Below are 19251 nucleotides of genomic sequence, written 5' to 3' on the forward strand. Positions count from 1 at the left end.
AAGGCAAGCCATATGCTCGTGAAACGCTCGATCTCGATCGCCGGACACCGGACCAGCCTGGCACTGGAGCCCGAATTCTGGGCCGTTCTGGATCACGCAGCTGAGCAGCGCGGCCTGGCGTTCGCGGCGCTGATCCGGGATATCGACGAGCAGCGGGCGGCGCACGATCCGGACCAGCCGCTATCCTCGGCCTGCCGTGTATTTGCATTGAGCGAAGCACAGAAGGCCTGAGGTCCGGCCTTCGCTGCCATGGCGCTTGACGCGGATCATCCGAGGCGTAGTTAGCGTCCATGTCCTTGGCCGACTCATCCCAGCCGCAATGGGCCATTTTCCGGCATACGCCCTACCTTATCTACTGGCTGGCACGGTCGATGACCTCGTTCGCCATCCAGATCCAGGTCGTGGCGCTCGGTTGGCAGGTCTACGACATTACCCGCAACCCGCTTGATCTCGGCCTGATCGGCCTGTCTCAGTTTGCGCCAGCCCTCATCCTGGTGCTCGTGACCGGAGCCGTTGCCGACCGGTTCCCGCGGCGCGCCATCATGATCGTGACGCTGCTGGTCTCGGCGTTGATCTCCGCGGCGCTTCTGGGGCTGACCGTGATTGGCAACCAGCAGGTCTGGCTGATTTTCGGACTTCTGGTGGTTTTCGGAACCGCCCGCGCCTTCCGGGGCCCCGCCGTGCAGGCGCTTTTGCCGAATATTGTTCCGCCCAGCATGCTGTCGCGCGCCATCGCGCTGAACTCCTCGGCCTGGCAGCTGACCATGATCCTCGGCCCGGTCGCCGGCGGGCTGCTGTATGGCGTATCGCCTCTGGCGGCCTACGGCACCGCGACAGCGCTGCTGGTCATTGCCGCCCTTCTGGCCACACAAATCCCCAAACCGGAACAGCATAGCGAAAGCGAACCGCAAAGCTGGGACACGATCCTCGCGGGCTTCAAATACATCTGGAAAGAAAAGATCGTTCTGGGCGCCTTGTCGCTGGACCTCTTTGCCGTACTGGTCGGTGGCGCGGTCGCCCTGTTGCCGGTTTTCGCGCGGGATATTCTGGAAGTTGGCCCGGTCGGGCTGGGCCTTCTGCGCTCCAGCCAGGGTATCGGCGCGGTGCTGGTGGCGATCTATCTCGCGGTCAATCCGATCCGCAATCATGCCGGGCTTTTCCTGTTTGCCTTTGTCGCCCTGTTCGGCCTGGCCATCATTGTCTTTGGCCTGTCCGAACTGGTCTGGCTGTCCGTACTGGCGCTGGCCATTGCTGGCGGCGCCGACATGATCAGCGTCTATATCCGCGAAACCCTCATCCAGCTGTGGACGCCCGACCGGCTGCGCGGTCGGGTGAATGCAGTGAATATGCTGTTCATTGGTGCCTCGAACGAGCTGGGCGAGTTCCGGGCCGGCATGACCGCCTTCCTGATCGGAGCCAAGGCCACCGTAATTGCGGGTGGCGTCGGCACCGTCGCGATTGCCGTAATCTGGGCCAGACTGTTCCCGGAACTGCGCCAGGCAAAACATCTCGACGGCCGCCCTTGACGCTGTCCCCGCCGAGGCGTTGAACAGAAATGTGACCGGCTCTAACCGATTCCCCGCCCTCCACTGGATCGTGCATCAATGGAAGGATGGTCGCTCGCCCGCGCTCTGGCTTCTGGGTGCAATGATGGGTGTGCTCGCCGGCTATGCCGCTTTGGGACTGATCCTGGCAATCGAGCTGACCAGCTATCTGGTGTTCGGTTCGGATCATGAGTTGCTGGTTTCCGGCGTGTCCGGACTTCCAGCTTGGCAAATCATGCTGGCGCCGGTCGGAGGCGGCATCGTCGTCTCCGCCTTGCTCTATCTGGGCCGGTCGCGCGGCTGGCTGCAGGAAAACCGCTCCGGAGGCGTCGCCGATGTGATGGAGGCGCGCGCGGCGCGCAGCGGCCATATCACTGTCGCCAACGGGCTGTTGTCTGCCACGATCGCAGCGGTCTCTCTCGGATCGGGCGGCTCGGCCGGGCGGGAAGGTCCCGCTGTCCATCTGGGCGCTGCCATTGCCTCGCTGATCGCGCGTCTGCTGGGCCTGCCGCCCCGTGCTATCCGTATTCTGCTGGCCTGCGGGGCAGCTGCAGCTGTCGCTGCCAGCTTCAATGCGCCTGTCGCCGGGGCACTCTTTGCCTTCGAGATCGTGCTCGGCCATTACGCACTTCGGACGATTGCGCCTGTTGCGATCGCCAGCGTGACCGGCGCGCTGATCTCTCGCTTCCATCTTGGCGCCACGCCCGCCTTTGCCATGCCCGCCCTTTCGCCCGCCGGGCTGCTGGATCTGCCCGGCGTGATCGGGTTGGGCCTTTTGGCCGCTCTCCTGTCCGCGGCTTTTGTGCGGTCAGCCATCTACGCGCCGCGCTGGATTGGCGAAACCGCCAACCGTGTTGGCCTGCCGCTCTGGGCATTGCCGCCACTGGGCGGTGTGCTGATCGGCGGGCTGGCCTTGATCGCGCCGGAAATCCTCGGCGTCGGATACGAGGCGACGTCCAACGCGGTTTCCGGCGGATATTCCATTGCCGTCCTGATCTTCCTGGTGGTCCTGAAACTTCTGGCCACAGCGATCACGCTGGGGTTCCGCTTCGGTGGCGGTGTATTCTCGCCGTCGCTCTATCTCGGGGCCATGCTGGGCGCGGCGTTTGGCGGATTGCTGGCGCTGACCGGCGCCGAGACGGCCGGCATGTCCTTTTATGCCGTCGTTGGCATGGGTGCGGTCGCCGGCGCCGCCCTCGGCGCGCCCTTGTCGACAACGCTGATCGTGTTCGAACTGACCGCCAGCTACGAAGCCTCGGTTGCGGTGCTGATCGCTGTCTCTCTGGCCACCGTCCTCAGCCAGTCGATTGCCGGCGGCAGCATCTTCCACAAACAGGTCCTGCGGCGCGGCTATGATCTGTCGCGCGGCCAGGCACGTGTGCTTTTGCAGACGATCCGCGTCCGCGAGATCATGAGCCCGATGCAGGAAGACGAAGCCGGAGCCGATGTCGACAAGGAAGCCCCCTGCCTCTTTGACGACGACTATCTGGGCAAGGCGATCGGATTTCTGTCAGCGGAAGCTCTGGATGGAACCGTGGTCCGGTCACGAACGGGGGATCAGCCGATTATCGGCTATATCACCCGCACCGAAGCGCACGCTGCCTATGCCAAGGCCCTCGCCGAGGCGCATGAGGAAGAGCACAGCTAGCGCGGCCGCGCCATATTGATTGCCTGGCTCATGGCCAGACCACCGATCAGGCCAACAAATCGTTCCTCGCTGATCAGTTCGACAAGGGCTGTTCTGGCCTTGCCTATGGCGTCGAAGCGGTCCCGTATTTGTCGACCACCGGGATCGAAGCCGTATTCTTCGCACCAGTCTTCATAACCCTCGCTGTTCTCATATTCCGCGAGGATCACCAGCGCCTGATGGAAAAGGTTTTCCGGCGTGGGATCATCCATAGGCCGCCCCCAGACCGGGATCAGCGCAATGGTCGCTGCGCGCGCGATGCGTGTTCCGTCCTGCGTTTGCCGGATATTCAATCCGCGCCGGGCGATGGTTTCGCGGATCAGTGGCTGCAGGCTCATGCTGACGCCGGTCTATTCTCCGACAGGCCGGCCATAGCGCTCCACAGCCATTTCACCGGCCCGGCGGCCGATCTCGTCAGCATGATCATTCGACGTACGATAGTGCACACCGCCATAGAGGCGCGACATCGACATGCGCTGCGAGAACTCCCAGAGATTGGTGATGGTCTGGACTTCGTCCGGATTCTCAAACGCATACACGTCGAGGGTCTCACCCGGCTCCAGTGTCACCAGCGCCGACAGCGTTGACGATACTGCTGAGCCATAAGAGCAGTGCGCGCAAGGGTATTCCGGGTGGCGCGGCGTTTCCAGCAAGGGCTCCCAACCGGCCTCGATTCCCGTGTCCTCGCGATCATCGAGATCGGCATTGCGGATCGCTGTGATCGGCCGCCAGAACTGGAAATGGTCTTTCGCCCAGCCGGTTGTCAGGCCGGCATCCGACGTCGCCATCGCAACCAGTGAATAGACGCGCACCGCTTCCAGCATCGACCAGTTGCGGCGCTCTGCCAGCTGCATGACCAGTGGCTCCCAGTCCTTGGCGATCCAGAAATTGGCCTCGTAGGCCTGCGCCTCGGTACGAAGCGTGCTGTTCTCACCGCCCAGTTCCCGGACCTCGTTGAAGTCTGCCGCCCATTGATCGCTGTCTAGAGCCGGCGGCCCCGGAGGTGCCAGGTCTTCCGGCGCATCATAAAGGAAGGGGCGGTGCCCCAGCCCATTGCGGAATGCCGGCGGCGTGGTGGGCACCCAGCGTCCGGCAATCGTGTAGGGCCGGTAGGGCATGACATCCCGGAAAGTTGCATTCGCGGCCTCGAACGCCAGTGCGGCGGCCTGCGCGCCGGTCGCTTCGGAGGCTACAACAGTGTCGGCGTCCAGACCTTCGGCAGCTGCCGCGATCGCGGCGTTGACGGCATCCATGTCGGCCGAAGGATAGGCCAGACCGATGAAGGCGGCGGCGGCATAGTGCCCGCTCATCTCGGCATCCGCGCCGGGCGCTGCGGCGAGGTCTTCGAAATAGGGCTGATAGCGGCCATCGACGGCGTTCATGGCCGAAAACATTGCGAGGTAGAGACCCGTCGAGCTGCGAAGATGGGCCGGTATGAAATCACCACCGGCTGCCCGGTTCGAACTCGATGCGGCAGAGCGCAACGAATCCCATTCGCCCACACTGCGCCAGTCGGATGCCGAAGCCGGTGTGCCGGCAAGAACCAAAAGCCCGATCAATGAAACGATCGGACGGATCCAAACAGAAGTCATGGAAATCTCCCCCGTATTCCCCAAAACGCTATTCTTTTTTCCCGGGTCCAACAAGCGGATTGGAGCCAGCCGCGGGAATAGGATGCCATCGCCGAAAGGGGCTTGCCGTCCCGGCCAGCCTGTCCTGCTCAATCCCTGCCGAGGCGGGACAATAACCAGATCGCTGCTTCTTCTGGCGCCATATTCGCTGGGATCGCCTCGGCAAGACCAGAACGAATTGCGTCGCCCGTGCCGTTGCGCATTGGCGTACCGCCACTATGCGCAAAAACGCGCTTGCCCTGGATCGGGGCGCGCCTGGCCATGTCAATCGTCGCGCTGGACGGGCTGCACTCGAAAATCACCAGCGCGGCACTCAGGCCCGTTACAACACGGTTGCGCTGCTGCAGCCGCTTGCGGAAGGCATCGCTGTTGACCGGCACCGGCTCGACCTGTTCGGACAGGAACAGGCCGCGTTGGCAAATCATCCGGTCCAGCATTCGTATTTCATGCGGCAGGCCGGCGCTGGCCATCTCGACCGGATTGGCGAGCGCGCAGAGCGACACACCACCCTCAACGTCAAATGCGCCGAGATGGGCGGCTAGATCAATGCCCGGCATACCACCGGCGCAAACAGCAGCACCGCGCTCTGCAAGGGCCCGCCCGAATTCCCAGGCGAAGCCGAAGCTGGCGGCGGTTGGAGATCGTGATCCGGCCAAGGCGATGACGGTTTCCGGCCAGGCCGGCAAGCCACCACTGGCATGAATGGGCCGGTCCAACAGGATCTGCCCCGGCTTGTAGTCTGACAATTCGAGCGAATACTTCTCCTGATGGAGATAATTCTCCATCCGGGCCTCCCAACCCGGAGCCACCAGTGTGGCCTGCACTACATCGACGTCAGCGAGGGAGAAAACCCGCACTTCTGCTACCGGTTCCGCCGGGCTGCTGTGGCAATACCAGCGCTGCTTCCTGCGGAAGCGGGCCACCGGCTCGCACGGGGCAATGACGCAGCCTTGATCAATTCCGACATCTCCTGCTTCCATGCCCTGCCGCCTCGTGTGGGCGGCGCGATTATTTACACTTTTAACGCGAGTTCAAGGAGATAGGCTCAACCAATAGGAGAAGTGTGGGTGCGGGCGAGGCATAGCAGCCAGTCTGAACAATGGCGGTGACACGGCTGGCCCTGCAGCACCGATGTGCCATATTTGTTCTCATTGTCCGAGTCGCCGTGTTAGACATTTTCCATGAGCTCAACCTCGCTTTCCCAGCAAGCCCGACCGCAGCCGCCACGGCGCGAGGCCGGCTATCTGGATGGTCTCAATCCGGAACAGCGCGAGGCCGTCGAGGCGATTGACGGCCCCGTGCTGGTGCTGGCCGGCGCGGGTACGGGCAAGACGCGGGTTCTGACGACGCGGCTGGCGCACATATTGGCGACCGGACATGCGCGGCCCTGGGAAATCCTGTCGGTGACCTTTACCAACAAAGCCGCGCGCGAGATGAAGGAGCGCGTCGGCAAGCTGATCGGCGAAGCGGTCGAGGGCCTGCCCTGGCTGGGCACCTTCCACTCCATCGCCGCACAGATATTGCGCCGGCATGCCGAGCTGGTGGAGCTGAAATCCTCCTTCACCATTCTCGACACGGACGACCAGCTGCGGCTTCTGAAACAGCTGATCCAGGCCGAGGGCATTGACGAGAAGCGCTGGACGCCACGTTATCTCGGCGCGCTGATCGATGGCTGGAAGAATCGCGGCCTGACGCCGGACAAGCTGCCCGAAGATGCGAAATACCAGTTCGCCGATGGCGCCGGGAAAAAGCTGTATGAGGCCTATCAGGCCCGCCTGCAGATCCTGAATGCCTGCGATTTCGGCGATCTTCTGCTGCACAATCTGACGATCTTCATGAACCATCCGGATGTGCTGAAGGAGTATCACCGGAAGTTCCGCTATCTTCTGGTGGACGAGTACCAGGACACCAATGTCTGCCAGTATCTCTGGCTGCGTCTTCTGGCGCAAGGCTCGCACAATCTGTGCTGTGTCGGCGATGATGATCAGTCCATCTATGGCTGGCGCGGCGCGGAGGTGGACAACATCCTGCGCTTCGAGACCGATTTCCCGGGCGCGAAAGTCGTCCGTCTGGAGCGCAATTACCGCTCGACCGGACATATCCTCGGCGCAGCTTCCGGCCTGATCACCGCCAACCGCTCGCGCCTCGGCAAGACGCTCTGGACCGATGATGCCGAGGGCGAAAAGGTCCAGGTGCGTGGCATCTGGGATGGCGAGGCCGAGGCCCGCTTCGTCGGCGACGAGATCGAGAGCTGGGTGAAGGGCGGGCGCAATCATTCCGACATTGCCGTTCTGGTGCGCGCCTCCTGGCAGATGCGGGCGTTTGAAGATCGGTTTTTGATGCTGGGCCTGCCCTACAAGGTGGTCGGCGGACCGCGCTTCTTCGAGCGCCAGGAAATCCGCGACGCGCATGCCTATTTCCGGCTGGTGCGCTCGATCGATGATGATCTCGCCTTCGAGCGGGTGGTGAATGTGCCCAAGCGCGGCATTGGCGCGACGAGTGTCCAGAAGCTGCAGCAGGTGGCACGGGCGAACGGCGTTTCCATGGCCGAGGCCGCGCAGCTGATGACCGAGACCGACGAGATCCGCGGGCCGGCCAAGACCGGGCTGAAGACCTTCCTGCGAGATATCGCCCGCTGGCACCAGATGGCGGACACGATGCGCCATGACGAGCTGGCCGAGATCATCCTCGATGAAAGCGGCTACACCGCCATGTGGCGCGAGGACAAATCCCCGCAGGCCGCCGGAAGGCTGGACAATCTCAAGGAACTGGTCCGCTCGATGGGCGAGTTCGACACGCTGGAAGCCTATCTCGAACACGTCTCGCTGGTGGCGGATATCGATACAGCCTCGGATGGTGACGAGGTCTCGCTGATGACGCTGCACGCCGCCAAGGGGCTGGAGTTTCCGCTGGTCTTCCTGCCCGGCTGGGAAGAGACGGTTTTCCCGTCCCAGCGCGCGCTGGATGAAGGCGGCACGGCCAGCCTCGAGGAGGAGCGGCGCCTCGCCTATGTCGGCCTGACGCGGGCGCGCGAGCGGGCGATCATTTCCTTTACCGCCAACCGGATGATTTTCGGGCGCTGGCAATCCGTCCTGCCCTCTCGCTTTGTCGACGAATTGCCCGCCGACCATGCCGAGGCGATCTCGGACACGGGCTATTATGATTCAGGGCCCGGCTTCGAAAGCGTCAAGGAAACGCCCGATCCGTTTGTCTCCAGCTACACTTCGCCCGGCTGGAAACGCTATCAGCAGGCCCATGGCGGGGGTCGCAAGGGCAGTCCGGCCGTCATCGAGGGCAAGGCGAATTTCGTCGAGACCAGCTCGGCCGGTTCCGGCAAGTGGAAGCCGGGCGATAGGTGTTTCCACGACAAGTTCGGCTATGGCACGATCAAGCGCGCCGATGGCGCCAAGCTGACCGTTTCCTTCGACAAGGCCGGCGAGAAAAAGGTCGTCGAAAGCTTTGTGAGGGCGGAGCCATGATCCTCTGGAAACTTGTCTTCTCCGGGCCGATGACGCCGCTGTATGACGCCGCCGAGCGGCTGGGCAATTCCGGCGATGATGCCCTTTCCGTGTCGGTATTCGAGAACGACGAGGACGAGACCGAAGGCTGGCTGGAAGCGCTCTATGCCGAACAACCGGACGAGGCGGAGGTACGCCGGATCTCCGGTCTGGGCGCGGATTATTCTGCTACCTGCGAGCCCCTGCCCGAGGAAGACTGGGTGACGCTGTCTCAGAAGGGCCTGCCACCGGTGATCGCCGGGCGCTTTGCCTTGCATGGCAGCCATGACGCAGCGCCGGAGGGCAAGATCGCGCTTCTGATTGAGGCCGGACCGGCCTTCGGCACCGGCCATCACGGCACGACGCGCGGCTGTTTGATCGCCTTCGACAAGCTGCTGGACGCGGGTTTTACGCCGGAAAGCGTGCTGGATGTCGGCACCGGCACGGGCGCGCTGGCGATTGCCGCGCGCAAGGCCCTGCCCGATGCGGATGTGCTGGCCAGCGATATCGATCCGGATGCGGTGGAAGAAAGTGTGCGGAATGCCGTGAAGAATGAGGCCGACGGCATCGACTTTTTCACCGCCGACGGGTTCGAACACATCAAGCTGACCGCGCGGACCTTTGACCTGGTGTTTGCCAACATTCTCGCCCGGCCGCTGATCGAGCTGGCGCCGCGCATTTCGATGGCCATGCATGAGGGCTCGGTGGCGATCCTCTCCGGCCTGATGGAGCATCAGGAAGACCAGGTCGCCGCGGCCTATCTGGCGCTGGGCCTCGTGGTCGAACGGCAAGATCCTCTGGACGGCTGGTCGACGCTGGTCGTGCGGAAGGTTTAGCCAAAAATTCTTCGTCATCCCGGACGAAACGCAGTGACGATCCGGGACCCATTCCGGAACATCAATTTCTCGGCATGGGTTCCGGGTTCAGGCTGACGCCTGACCCGGAATGACGAATTAGGAAATTACCGCTTGCGGCCCTTGATGCCCGACGAGTCGAGATAAGCATTCACGTCAGTGGTCGAAGCGCGGCGGCGGATGCCCGTGCGACTGCGGGTGCGGTCGAGATGATGGCTCATGGCGTCGGCGCCATTGAGTGCGAAAAGCCAGTTGGTGGAAGACATTTGAATTACTCCTGTGTTGGAGTCGCAAATGCGCCTGCGCGCGACCAATTTGAAGTGCGAAAAATTCAATCCAGTCATTCGCTTTTGCATAGCTGACAGGCGCATTGAAAGCCGCCCCGCCGCGGCGTAGTTTCCGCGCCATGACACATTACAGACCCCAATCTTTCGAGGTGAAGGGCGGCCCGCAATGGGGCCGGGACCACCTGCCGCTACTCCGTGCAAAACTGGCCGAGGCCGGGCTCGACGGTTTCCTCATCCCGCACGAGGACGAGTATAATAATGAATACCTGCCCGACCGGGCCGAGCGTCTGGCCTGGGCGACGGGCTTTACAGGTTCGGCCGGCGCCGCCGTGGTGTTTACCGACAAGGCCGCGGTCTTCGTCGATGGCCGCTATACCGTGCAATCGCGCGAGCAGGTGGATCAGAGCCTGTTCAGCCTGGAAGACCTGACCGGTGCCGGTGTTGCCGGCTGGCTGGCGAAGAATGCACCGTCGGGTGCGCGTATCGGCTATGACCCCAAGCTGCACAGCCCGGATGCGCTGGACCGGCTGAAAGCCGGTGCGCGCAAGGCCGGTGCCGAGCTGGTGCCGGTGTCCGTCAATCCGATTGACGCCGCCTGGGAGGGACAACCGGATGCGCCGATGGCGCCCATCGTGCCGCACCCGATCGAGTTCGCCGGTGAGGACCATGCGTCCAAACGCACACGCATCGGTCAGGCCATCGCCGAGGATGGCGCCGACGCCGCCGCGATCACAGCGCCGATGTCGATCGCCTGGCTGTTCAATATCCGCGGTGGCGATGTGATGCGCTCGCCGCTGCCGCTCGCCGCGGCCATCATCCGCAAGGACGGCACGGCCACACTGTTCGTCAATCCCGACAAGGTGACAGACGAGGTGCGCTCGCACCTGGGTAATGAGATTGCCCTGCGGCCGGAAAGCGAATTCGAGGCCGGGCTGAAAGAACTGGCCGGCTCGAAGGTGTCCGTCGACCCGTCCTCCGCCTCGGCCTGGGTCTTCGACACGCTGGACAGCGCCAAGGCCACAGTGGTGCGCCGCCGTGATCCGGTGGCCCTGCCCAAGGCAATGAAGAACGAGACCGAGCTGAAGGGCTCGGCCGCGGCGCATGTCCGCGATGGTGCGGCACTCGTGCGTTTCCTGCACTGGCTGGATACCGAGGCGCAGTCCGGCGAGGTCGACGAGATCACCGCCGCACAGAAACTCGCCAGCTTCCGTGGCCAGCTGGCCGAGCTGCGCGATCTGTCCTTTGACACGATTTCCGGCTTCGGCGCTAATGGCGCCCTGCCCCATTACCGCGTGTCGGAAGCCTCCAACCTGATGCTCAAACCCGGCTCGCTTTATCTGGTGGATAGCGGCGGCCAGTATCCGGACGGCACGACGGATGTGACCCGGACGGTGCCGATCGGTCAGCCAAGTGACGAGATGCGCCAGCGCTTCACCCTGGTCCTGAAGGGCCATATCGGCCTGGCGCTGGCCCGTTTCCCGAGAGGCACGACCGGCGGACAACTGGATATTCTGGCCCGCCTGCCGCTCTATATGGCCGGGCTAGATTACGGTCATGGCACCGGTCATGGCGTCGGCAGCTTTCTGGGCGTCCATGAAGGCCCGCAGCGCATCGCCAAGGCGGGCTCGGACGAGCCGCTGCAGCCGGGCATGATCTGCTCAAACGAGCCGGGCTTTTACAAGGAAGGCGAATACGGCATCCGCATCGAGAACCTCATCTATGTTACCGATCCGGCCCCGATCCCGGGTGGCGAGATCGACATGATGGGTTTCGAGAATCTGACCTGGGCGCCAATCCACAAGGGCCTGGTTGATGTCTCGCTTCTGACTGCGCAAGAGCTGGCCTGGCTGAATGATTATCATGCCGGTGTGCGCGAACACGTCCTGCCGCTGGTAGAGGGCACGCCCGCCGGTGACTGGCTGGCCAAAGCCTGCGAGCCGATTGCCGGCTGATGCGTTTCCTGGCCGTCATCGCAATCGCCCTCATGGCGGCCGGCTGCTTCTATTCGGAAGACGATCTGATCACCCGGCGTCTGGCCGGGGAACCGCTCGAAAGCGGCTATTTCCTGCATGCGCCGGTCGATCCGGAAACCGGCGAGGAATGGGGCGGCTCGACCTGGGAAGGCTATGTGCGGCGCGGGCGAGGCATGCGCTATTATTCCCGCGCCGACAATTTCCCGCACAATAATGCACGCTTCCGCTCGATGGGCGGGGATGTCTGGCTGGCGCAGATACCCGCGCGCGACGGGCCGGAAGCCTATTCCTTCGGCCTTTTATGGGTCTATGAGGGCGGCGTGATCGCCTATCACATTCCCGATTGCGTCGATCTGGAAGAAGCCGTGCGCGAGGAACTCGGTATCGAACCGGATGGCGAAGGCCTGTGCCGCGTCGATGATCTCGGCGTGCTGGAAAGCGCGATGAGCGCCTATCTCACGCAGTTTGCCGATGATATCCGGATCGACGGCATCTACCGGCGGGTGGGGGACTAACCCCCAATCAGTTCAAACCATTCATCCTCGGTGAGGGTCTGGATGCCCAGCTCGGTGGCTTTTTTCAGCTTCGAGCCCGCACCCGGACCGGCAACGAGGATATCCGTCTTGCCCGAGACCGAGCCTGACACTTTCGCGCCGAGGGATTGGGCGCGGGCCTTGGCCTCGTCGCGGGTCATGCGCTCCAGCGAACCGGTAAAAACGATGGTCTTGCCGGCGACCGGACTGTCGGAGGCGACTGCTTCTGCATCTTCAATCGTGATCTGGTCTTCCAGCCGCTGGAGGAGTTCGAGATTGTGGGGTTCGGCAAAATATCGCCCGATCGCATCGGTCGCCGTTTCGCCCACGCCATCAATGCCGAGTAGGCCCTCGCGGGCTTCCCCCGGTTCGGCCGCAGTCGTTGCCGCGGCCTTGAAAGCCTCCCAACTGGTATAGGCCCGCGCCAGCAGGCGGGCGGTGCCCTCACCGACATGACGGATGCCGAGTGCGTTGAGAAAGCGCGCCAGGCCGATGGTGCGGCGCTCCTCGATGGCGGCCAACAGATTGCGGACGGAGGTCTCGCCCCAGCCTTCACGTTCTTGCAGCGGCGGGGTCAGCTCGCCGGCCTCATTGCGCGCGGCGAGTGTGAAGATATCGGCCGGTTCGCGGATCTCGCCATCATCGAAGAAAGCCTCGATCTGCCTGGTGCCCAAGCCTTCAATGTCGAAGGCCTGACGCGAGACGAAATGCTTGAGGTGTTCCTTCTTCTGGAAGGGACAGGCGAGCTCGCCGGTGCAGCGGCGCACCGCGTCCATCTTGCCGGTGCGTTCATTGAATTCCCGCGCGGTGGGCGTTTCCAGCGGGCACGGGCAGACCGTCAGCGGGGTAAATTCCACCGCATCCGCCGGTCGCTTTTCTTTTAACACTTCAACGATCTGCGGAATGACATCGCCGGCGCGCTGGATCACAACCGTATCGCCAATGCGGATGTCCTTTCGGGCGATCTCGTCCTCATTGTGCAGGGTGGCATTGGAGACCACCACGCCGCCGACCGTGACCGGTTCCAGCTTGGCCACGGGGGTGAGCGCACCGGTGCGGCCGACCTGGATCTCGATATCGTTGAGGCGCGTTGTGGCCCGCTCGGCGGGGAATTTGTGCGCGATGGCCCAGCGCGGCGCGCGAGCGACCTGTCCCAGCCGCTCCTGATAATCCAGCCGATCGACCTTGTAGACGACGCCGTCAATGTCATAGCCGAGATCGGCGCGTTTCTTCTCGATCCCACGATAGGTTTCAAGAAGGCCTTCGACATCGGCCGAGCGGGTCATCTCCGGATTGACGGCAAATCCCAGCGCACCCAGACGCTGGACTGCTTCATACTGGGTTTCGGCCAGGGGTTGGCTCAGCTCGCCCCAGGCATAGGCAAAAAAGCGAAGATCTCGGGACGCCGTGACCGACGCATCGATCTGGCGCAGCGATCCGGCGGCGGCATTGCGGGGGTTCTTGTATTCGGGCTTGCCGATCTCGCGCTGGCGCTCGTTCAGCGCAGCAAAATCGGCATGGCTCATATAGACCTCGCCGCGCACCTCCAGCACATCGGGGACGTCGCCATTGAGCCGGTGGGGAACATCCTTCAGCGTCTTCAGATTGGCGGTGACATTCTCGCCCGTCTCGCCATCGCCGCGCGTGGCACCCAGCACCAGCTCGCCCTTTTCATAGCGGAGGCTGGCCGACAGTCCGTCAATCTTGGGCTCGGCGGTGAAATACACTTCATCGCCCTCGGCAAGCCCAAGGAAGCGGCGCACCCGCTGGATAAAATCGGCAACATCCTCGTCATTGAACGCATTGCCCAGCGACAGCATGGGCCGGGCATGACGGACCTCGCCGAACTTGCCGGACGGCGCGGCACCGACCTTGCGCGTCGGGCTGTCCTCGGTCTGCAGGTCGGGAAAGCGCGCCTCGATACCTTCCAGACGCTGACGCAGCGCGTCGTAGGCCGCATCGGAGATCTTCGGCGCATCGTCGTGATAGTAAGCCTTGTCGTGCTTGCGGATTTCACCGGCCAGCCGGTCATGCTCCGCCTTCGCCTCTTCCGGCGATAATTGCTCGACATCCTTCAATGCGCTCATTTGCGGCTCCGAAAAGAATCCGTTGGGTGAATTGTGGTGTGCCGCTAGGCTCGGGGCAAGTTGCTCATCATCGGGATGGAAGATCATGAAGACATGGATTGCATTGGCCGGCGCCACGCTGTTGACCGGAACGGCTCTGGGACAAACGGATGTTACGCAGGCCGCCCGCGAATTCCGCGAAGCCAACGAGGCCGCGATCCTGACCGAGACGCTGGACTTCCTGCGCCTGCCCAATGTCGCCGACAATCGCGAGGACATGCTGGCCAATGCCCGCCACATCATCGCACTGATGGAGGCGCGCGGCATTGAAGGCCGCATCCTGGAAGCTGGCGATGCCTCGCCGGCGGTCTATGGCGAGCTTACGGTGCCCGGTGCGACCCGGACACTGATGCTCTATACCCATTATGACGGCCAGCCGGTGGAACCAGAGAACTGGGCCAGCGATCCGTTCGATCCGGTCATCCGTGCCGGGCGGCTGGAAAACGGGGCGGAGATCATCGCGGACCCGCTGGCGGGTGAAATCGATCCGGACTGGCGTATCTATGGGCGCTCCTCCAGCGATGACAAATCCCCGCTGATTGCCATGTTCGCCGCGATCGATGCGCTGCGCGCCGCCGGGCAGGGCCCCAACGTCAATATCCGTTTCTTCCTGGAGGGCGAGGAAGAGGCCGGCTCCCCTCACCTGCGCGACTTGCTGGAAGCACATCGTGACCTCTTGCAGGCCGATCTCTGGCTTATTGCCGACGGCCCCATCGATACGCGCGGCGATCCCCGCGTATTGCTGGGGGTGCGCGGTGTCACCTCCATGCAGGTGACCATCCATGGCGCCGAGCGCGTCCTGCACAGTGGCCATTACGGCAATGTCGCTCCCAATCCGGCAGCCAGGCTGGCGCATCTGATTGCCTCCATGCGCGACGAGACCGGGCGTGTGCTGGTCGAGGGCTTCTATGATGACGTGCTGCCGATCTCGGAGACCGCGCGCGGGTATCTGGAAGCGGGAGCGTTCGATGAAGCCAGCCTTCTGGAAGAGCCCGGCATTGCCCGCACCGAATGGGGCCCGGGCGCGCTCTATGGTGAAGCCGTCATGGTGCCGGCGCTCAATATTCTCGGGCTGGATGCGGGCACGGTCGGACCGGGTACCCGCAACGCTATTCCGGACCGGGCCAGCGCGGCGATCGGCTTCCGCGTCGTGCCGGGCATGTCTCTGGAACGTCTGCGCGAACGCATGAATGCGCATATCGAGGCGCAAGGCTATGTCGTGCTGGATCGCGAGCCGACCGATGCCGAACGGCTGGAGCATACGCATATTGCCGAAGTTCACTGGGAGAGCGCTGGATATGAAGCCGCCAGCACCGAGGCCGGGCATCCGCTGATCGGTCACCTTGTCGAGCTTGTCGACGAGGCCAGCGAGCGCCCTGTCCGGGTGGTGCCGCTGCTGGGTGGCAGCCTGCCACTGGCGCCAATCTCTGATGTGACGAATACGCCGTTTGCCATTGTGCCGGTGGTCAATCCCGACAATTCCCAGCATGCGCCGAATGAAAATCTGCGCATCGGGCATCTCTGGGACGGGATCGAGCTATACGCCGCCATCCTCGCGGATGACTGGGAGACCGACTAGCCGGCCATCAGTTCGTCAGCCTGGGCACGGGCCGCATCGGTGACATTCTCGCCCGACAGCATGCGGGCGATCTCTTCGCGGCGTTCGGCGCCGGAGAGTGGACGCAGCGTGGTCCGCACGCGGCCCTCGCCATCCTCCGCCTTTTCGATCTTCCAGTGATGATCCGCCATAGCCGCGACTTGCGGCGAGTGGGTAACTACCAGTGTCTGTCCGGTTTCTGCCAGCCGTTTCAACCGCTTGCCGACCGCTGCAGCCACGGCACCACCCACGCCCTGGTCGACCTCGTCGAAGATCAGGGTCAAACCATCCTCGCCCGAGGACAAGCTAACCTTGATGGCCAGAGCGAAACGGGACAGCTCGCCGCCCGAGGCAATCTTGTCGAGCGGGCCAAAGGGCGTTCCCGGATTGGTCATCACTTCGAAGGCCACACGATCCCGGCCATTTGCTCCCGCGCGGTCCGGACCGCTTTCGATGGCGACGCGAAACTGCGCCTTTTCGAGCTTCAGCGGTGGCAGTTCAGCCATCACCGCCCTGGCCAGATCGCCAGCCGCCTTTTCCCGCGATTTCGTCAGCCTCACCGCAGCGGAGTCATATGCCGCCTCGGCGCCGGCAACGGCTTTTTCCGCCTCGCGCACACGATCATCCGCATGCTCGATCGCCTCCAGCTTGTCGGCCAGATTGCTTCTCAGTTCCGGCAAATCGTCGACCGTGACATCATGCTTTCGCGCTGCAGCCCGCAGACCAAACAGGCGCTCTTCCACCTCGTTCAACCGGCCCGGTTCAATCTCGAAGGTGGACGCCGCATCGGCCAGGGCCTCTTCCGCTTCGGTGAACTCGATCAGGGCCCGATCCAGCGCGCTGGTTGCCCGTTCCAGCGCAGTGCGAGCTGCACCGGCCGTACCCGCTTCACCTTCACCAAGTGAAGCGCGCACCTTTTCCATGCCGCGCAGGGCGGCATTCAACCGCGCCGACAGGCCGCCATCGGCATCCAGCGACTGACGTGCTTCCTCCAGCTCGGCCAGCGCCTGCTCGGCGTTCTGCAGGAATTTGCGCTCTTCGGCCAAGCCGGCTTCTTCGCCTTTTACGGGTTCAAGCGCATCCAGATCTTCCAGCGACTGGCGCAGATACGCCTCCTGCTCATTGGCGGAGGCCTGTGTTGCCCGTAGCGAGTCGAGACGGTCGCGAGCCGCGGCCAGCTGCTGCCAGGCGTCACCGACAGCCGCCCGCTCACTGTGATTCCCGGCAAAGGCGTCCAGCAGACCGCGATGCGTTTTCGGATCCAGCAGGCCGCGCCCGTCATGCTGACCATGCACCTCGACCAGGAGATCACCGATCTGGCGGACCAGACCGATACTGGCCGGCTGATCATTGATCCAGCCCTGGCTGCGGCCATCGGCGGTCACACGCCGGCGCAGAATCAGGGCTTCGCCCGGCTCGGCGGCAATTCCGGCTTCAGACAAAAGGCTGTGAAGGGAATGGTCGGGTGAAATGTCGAAGGTGGCGGCCGCCCGACCTTCATCGGAGAGATTGCCAACTTGCGCCCTGTCTGCGCGTTCGCCGGCCGCCAGACCAAGGGCTCCCAAGAGGATGGATTTACCGGCACCGGTTTCGCCGGTCAGCGCACAGAGGCCCGCCTCGAAACTCGCATCCAGCGCATCGATGAGAACAATGTTCCTGACCGAGAGGGCTGTCAGCATCCGGCTATCGCTCTAGCCGAACAGGCGGTCCATCAGACGCTGCCAATAGGTCGGATTATCGGGCTGGAGATCCGGGTTCGGGATGGCAATGCCTTCTTCCGTCAACAGGCGGTAAGTGTCTTCATACCATTCGCTGCCCGGGAAATTGTAGCCGAGTACCGACGCCACCTGCGTCGCTTCATTATCTACGCCGAGCGCGACATAGGATTCGACGATCCGGTGCAGCGCTTCAGGCACATGGGTCGTCGTCTCGTAATTTTCCAGCACATTCCGGAAACGGTTGATAGCTGCCAGATAGAAACCACGCCGCAGATACCAGCGGCCAATACTCATTTCCTTGCCGGCGAGATGGTCGCGCGTCATATCGATCTTCAGCCGGGCATCCTGTGCATAACGCGTGTTCGGATAGCGGCGGACGACCTGTTCCAGTGCATTGAGGGCATTCATCGTTGCCTGCTGATCGCGGCCGACATCAAGGATCTGCTCGAAATGGCTGATCGCCACGAGATAGTAGGCATAAGGCGCGCTTCGATTACCCGGGTGCAGAGCAATGAAACGCTCGGCATCAGAGATCGCTTCCTCGTAATTTCCGGCTTCGTAATTGGAATAAGCCGCCATCAGCATGGCGCGGCGGGCCCATTCCGAATACGGGTGCTGGCGTTCAACCTCGTCGAACTGATCGGCAGCGTTGCCATAGCTTCCGCGTTCCATCTGCTCGATAGCCGCTGCGTAGATCGTCTCGACCTCGCGCTCGACATAAACGGTTTCGGTTGAAATGCGGCGCGACTGACAACCCAGCAGCAGGGCTGCAGCCAGAAGCACAAAAATCACACGCGTCAGAAAATTCATGTCAGCTCCGCGCCAGGCCATCCGACCGGCTGGTAATTCAGATTCCGGGGGAGTTGTAACGCAAGCTGCTGGGTCTTGAAAGAACTGCTTCAGCCGTCAACTGAAGCTGCTTCGAGAGCCTCGTCGGCATCCGCGTAGGAAACCATCCTCCAGGCCGACGTGTCTGCCATCAACGCCCGTACCGCGGCGACATTCAACGCATGCCCGGGCTGGTGGGCGAAGTAGCGGCCGAAGATGGGCGCACCGGCCAGCGACAGATCGCCGAGCGCATCCAGGGCCTTGTGCCGGGCAAACTCGTCAGCAAAACGCAGGCCCTCCGGATTGGCGATACCACCATCGTCAATTACAACCGCATTATCCATCGATCCGCCAAGGGCCAGACCGGCAGCATGCATGGCCTCGACATCCTTGCGGAAGCCGAAGGTCCGGGCAGCCGCGACGTCCTCGGAGAAAATCTGGTCGGAAATGTCAAACGCATAGCGCTGGCGGCCGACAGTGGGATGCGGGAAGGAAATCTCGACATCAATGGCCGGCTTAATCGAGGGCAGGAAGGTCGCGGTCCGACCCTGCATTTCGATAGACACCGGTTTCAGGATACGCATGACGCGCAGCGGCGCAGCGCTTTCCTTCAGGCCGGCCTGACGGATCAGTTCCACGAAAGGCGCGGCAGAACCGTCCATCGCCGGTGTTTCCGGGCCATCAATCTCCACCACGGCATCATCGACACCCAGACCCGCAAGGGCCGACATCAGATGTTCGACGGTGGCGACGCTGGCGCCCGCCTCATTGGCGATCGTGGTGCCAAGACGAACCGTGGTGACGTTGGCGATACGGGCGGCAATCCGGTTGTCACCCGTCAGGTCGGTGCGCACGAAGTGAATGCCCGTGCCCGGTGAGGCCGGCTTGAGCACCATGCGAACGCGCTTTCCGGAATGCAGGCCAATGCCCGCGCAGACCGATACCGCTGCCAATGTTTTCCGGTTACTCACGCCCA

Annotated in this window: 16 protein-coding genes; 8 read left to right on the plus strand and 8 right to left on the minus strand. The window is 63.0% G+C overall.

The window, feature by feature from the left end:
* Positions 1–12: 12 nt before the first annotated feature.
* The 3 genes from V0U79_RS07965 (at position 13) to V0U79_RS07975 (ending at position 3192) form a co-directional block, all read left to right on the plus strand.
* The gene (locus V0U79_RS07965) at positions 13–231 is read left to right on the plus strand and encodes a ribbon-helix-helix domain-containing protein (RefSeq protein WP_330198962.1); all 219 of its coding nucleotides are present in this window, start codon (positions 13–15) and stop codon (positions 229–231) included.
* A 59-nt stretch (positions 232–290) separates the two neighbouring features.
* The gene (locus tag V0U79_RS07970) at positions 291–1526 is read left to right on the plus strand and encodes an MFS transporter (protein WP_330198963.1); all 1236 of its coding nucleotides are present in this window, start codon (positions 291–293) and stop codon (positions 1524–1526) included.
* Positions 1527–1650: 124 nt separating this feature from the next.
* Positions 1651–3192, plus strand: a complete 1542-nt coding sequence (locus V0U79_RS07975; RefSeq protein WP_330198964.1) for a chloride channel protein — start codon at positions 1651–1653, stop codon at positions 3190–3192.
* On the opposite strand, the gene V0U79_RS07980 is transcribed toward V0U79_RS07975, so the two are convergent.
* From V0U79_RS07980 to V0U79_RS07990, 3 genes are all read right to left on the minus strand, one after another.
* Positions 3189–3569, minus strand: a complete 381-nt coding sequence (locus tag V0U79_RS07980) for a hypothetical protein (RefSeq protein WP_330198965.1) — start codon at positions 3567–3569, stop codon at positions 3189–3191. The genes V0U79_RS07975 and V0U79_RS07980 overlap by 4 nt on opposite strands.
* A gap of 12 nt (positions 3570–3581) precedes the next feature.
* The gene (locus V0U79_RS07985; protein ID WP_330198966.1) at positions 3582–4823 is read right to left on the minus strand and encodes a vanadium-dependent haloperoxidase; all 1242 of its coding nucleotides are present in this window, start codon (positions 4821–4823) and stop codon (positions 3582–3584) included.
* Between the two features lie 128 nt (positions 4824–4951).
* Positions 4952–5842, minus strand: coding sequence for a DNA-processing protein DprA (locus V0U79_RS07990; RefSeq protein ID WP_330198967.1), 891 nt, complete (start codon positions 5840–5842; stop codon positions 4952–4954).
* 201 nt (positions 5843–6043) lie between these two features.
* Here V0U79_RS07990 and V0U79_RS07995 point away from each other — a divergent pair, with 201 nt between their 5' ends.
* Together V0U79_RS07995 and V0U79_RS08000 are read left to right on the plus strand one after the other, a co-directional pair.
* Positions 6044–8341 carry an ATP-dependent helicase gene (locus V0U79_RS07995; protein WP_330198968.1) on the plus strand — a complete coding sequence of 766 codons (2298 nt, stop codon included), beginning with the start codon at positions 6044–6046 and terminating at the stop codon, positions 8339–8341.
* On the plus strand, positions 8338–9195 hold the full coding sequence (locus V0U79_RS08000) for a 50S ribosomal protein L11 methyltransferase (protein ID WP_330198969.1): 858 nt from the start codon (positions 8338–8340) through the stop codon (positions 9193–9195). The genes V0U79_RS07995 and V0U79_RS08000 overlap by 4 nt, the downstream gene beginning before the upstream one ends.
* A gap of 125 nt (positions 9196–9320) precedes the next feature.
* On the opposite strand, the gene V0U79_RS08005 is transcribed toward V0U79_RS08000, so the two are convergent.
* Positions 9321–9479, minus strand: coding sequence for a hypothetical protein (locus V0U79_RS08005; RefSeq protein WP_330198970.1), 159 nt, complete (start codon positions 9477–9479; stop codon positions 9321–9323).
* A 140-nt stretch (positions 9480–9619) separates the two neighbouring features.
* Here V0U79_RS08005 and V0U79_RS08010 point away from each other — a divergent pair, with 140 nt between their 5' ends.
* Positions 9620–11452, plus strand: a complete 1833-nt coding sequence (locus V0U79_RS08010; protein WP_330198971.1) for an aminopeptidase P family protein — start codon at positions 9620–9622, stop codon at positions 11450–11452.
* Positions 11452–11988 (plus strand): hypothetical protein, encoded by a 537-nt coding sequence (locus V0U79_RS08015; RefSeq protein WP_330198972.1) that lies wholly within the window; start codon positions 11452–11454, stop codon positions 11986–11988. Before V0U79_RS08010 ends, V0U79_RS08015 begins: the two co-directional genes overlap by 1 nt.
* Here the strand turns inward: V0U79_RS08015 and ligA are convergent.
* On the minus strand, positions 11985–14093 hold the full coding sequence (gene ligA / locus V0U79_RS08020; protein ID WP_330198973.1) for an NAD-dependent DNA ligase LigA: 2109 nt from the start codon (positions 14091–14093) through the stop codon (positions 11985–11987). The genes V0U79_RS08015 and ligA overlap by 4 nt on opposite strands.
* An 85-nt stretch (positions 14094–14178) precedes the next feature.
* Here ligA and V0U79_RS08025 point away from each other — a divergent pair, with 85 nt between their 5' ends.
* A complete protein-coding gene (locus V0U79_RS08025; protein WP_330198974.1) occupies positions 14179–15711 on the plus strand; it encodes a M20/M25/M40 family metallo-hydrolase in 1533 nt (510 codons plus the stop codon).
* Here V0U79_RS08025 and recN read toward each other — a convergent pair.
* The 3 genes from recN to lpxC form a co-directional block, all read right to left on the minus strand.
* The gene (gene recN, locus V0U79_RS08030; RefSeq protein ID WP_330198975.1) at positions 15708–17408 is read right to left on the minus strand and encodes a DNA repair protein RecN; all 1701 of its coding nucleotides are present in this window, start codon (positions 17406–17408) and stop codon (positions 15708–15710) included. The genes V0U79_RS08025 and recN overlap by 4 nt on opposite strands.
* Positions 17409–17420: 12 nt before the next feature.
* Positions 17421–18257 carry an outer membrane protein assembly factor BamD gene (locus V0U79_RS08035; protein ID WP_330198976.1) on the minus strand — a complete coding sequence of 279 codons (837 nt, stop codon included), beginning with the start codon at positions 18255–18257 and terminating at the stop codon, positions 17421–17423.
* A gap of 89 nt (positions 18258–18346) precedes the next feature.
* A complete protein-coding gene (gene lpxC, locus V0U79_RS08040) occupies positions 18347–19246 on the minus strand; it encodes a UDP-3-O-acyl-N-acetylglucosamine deacetylase (protein WP_330198977.1) in 900 nt (299 codons plus the stop codon).
* Positions 19247–19251: the final 5 nt, after the last annotated feature.

The sequence above is a fragment of the Hyphobacterium lacteum genome (assembly GCF_036330345.1).
GTDB lineage: Bacteria > Pseudomonadota > Alphaproteobacteria > Caulobacterales > Maricaulaceae > Hyphobacterium > Hyphobacterium lacteum.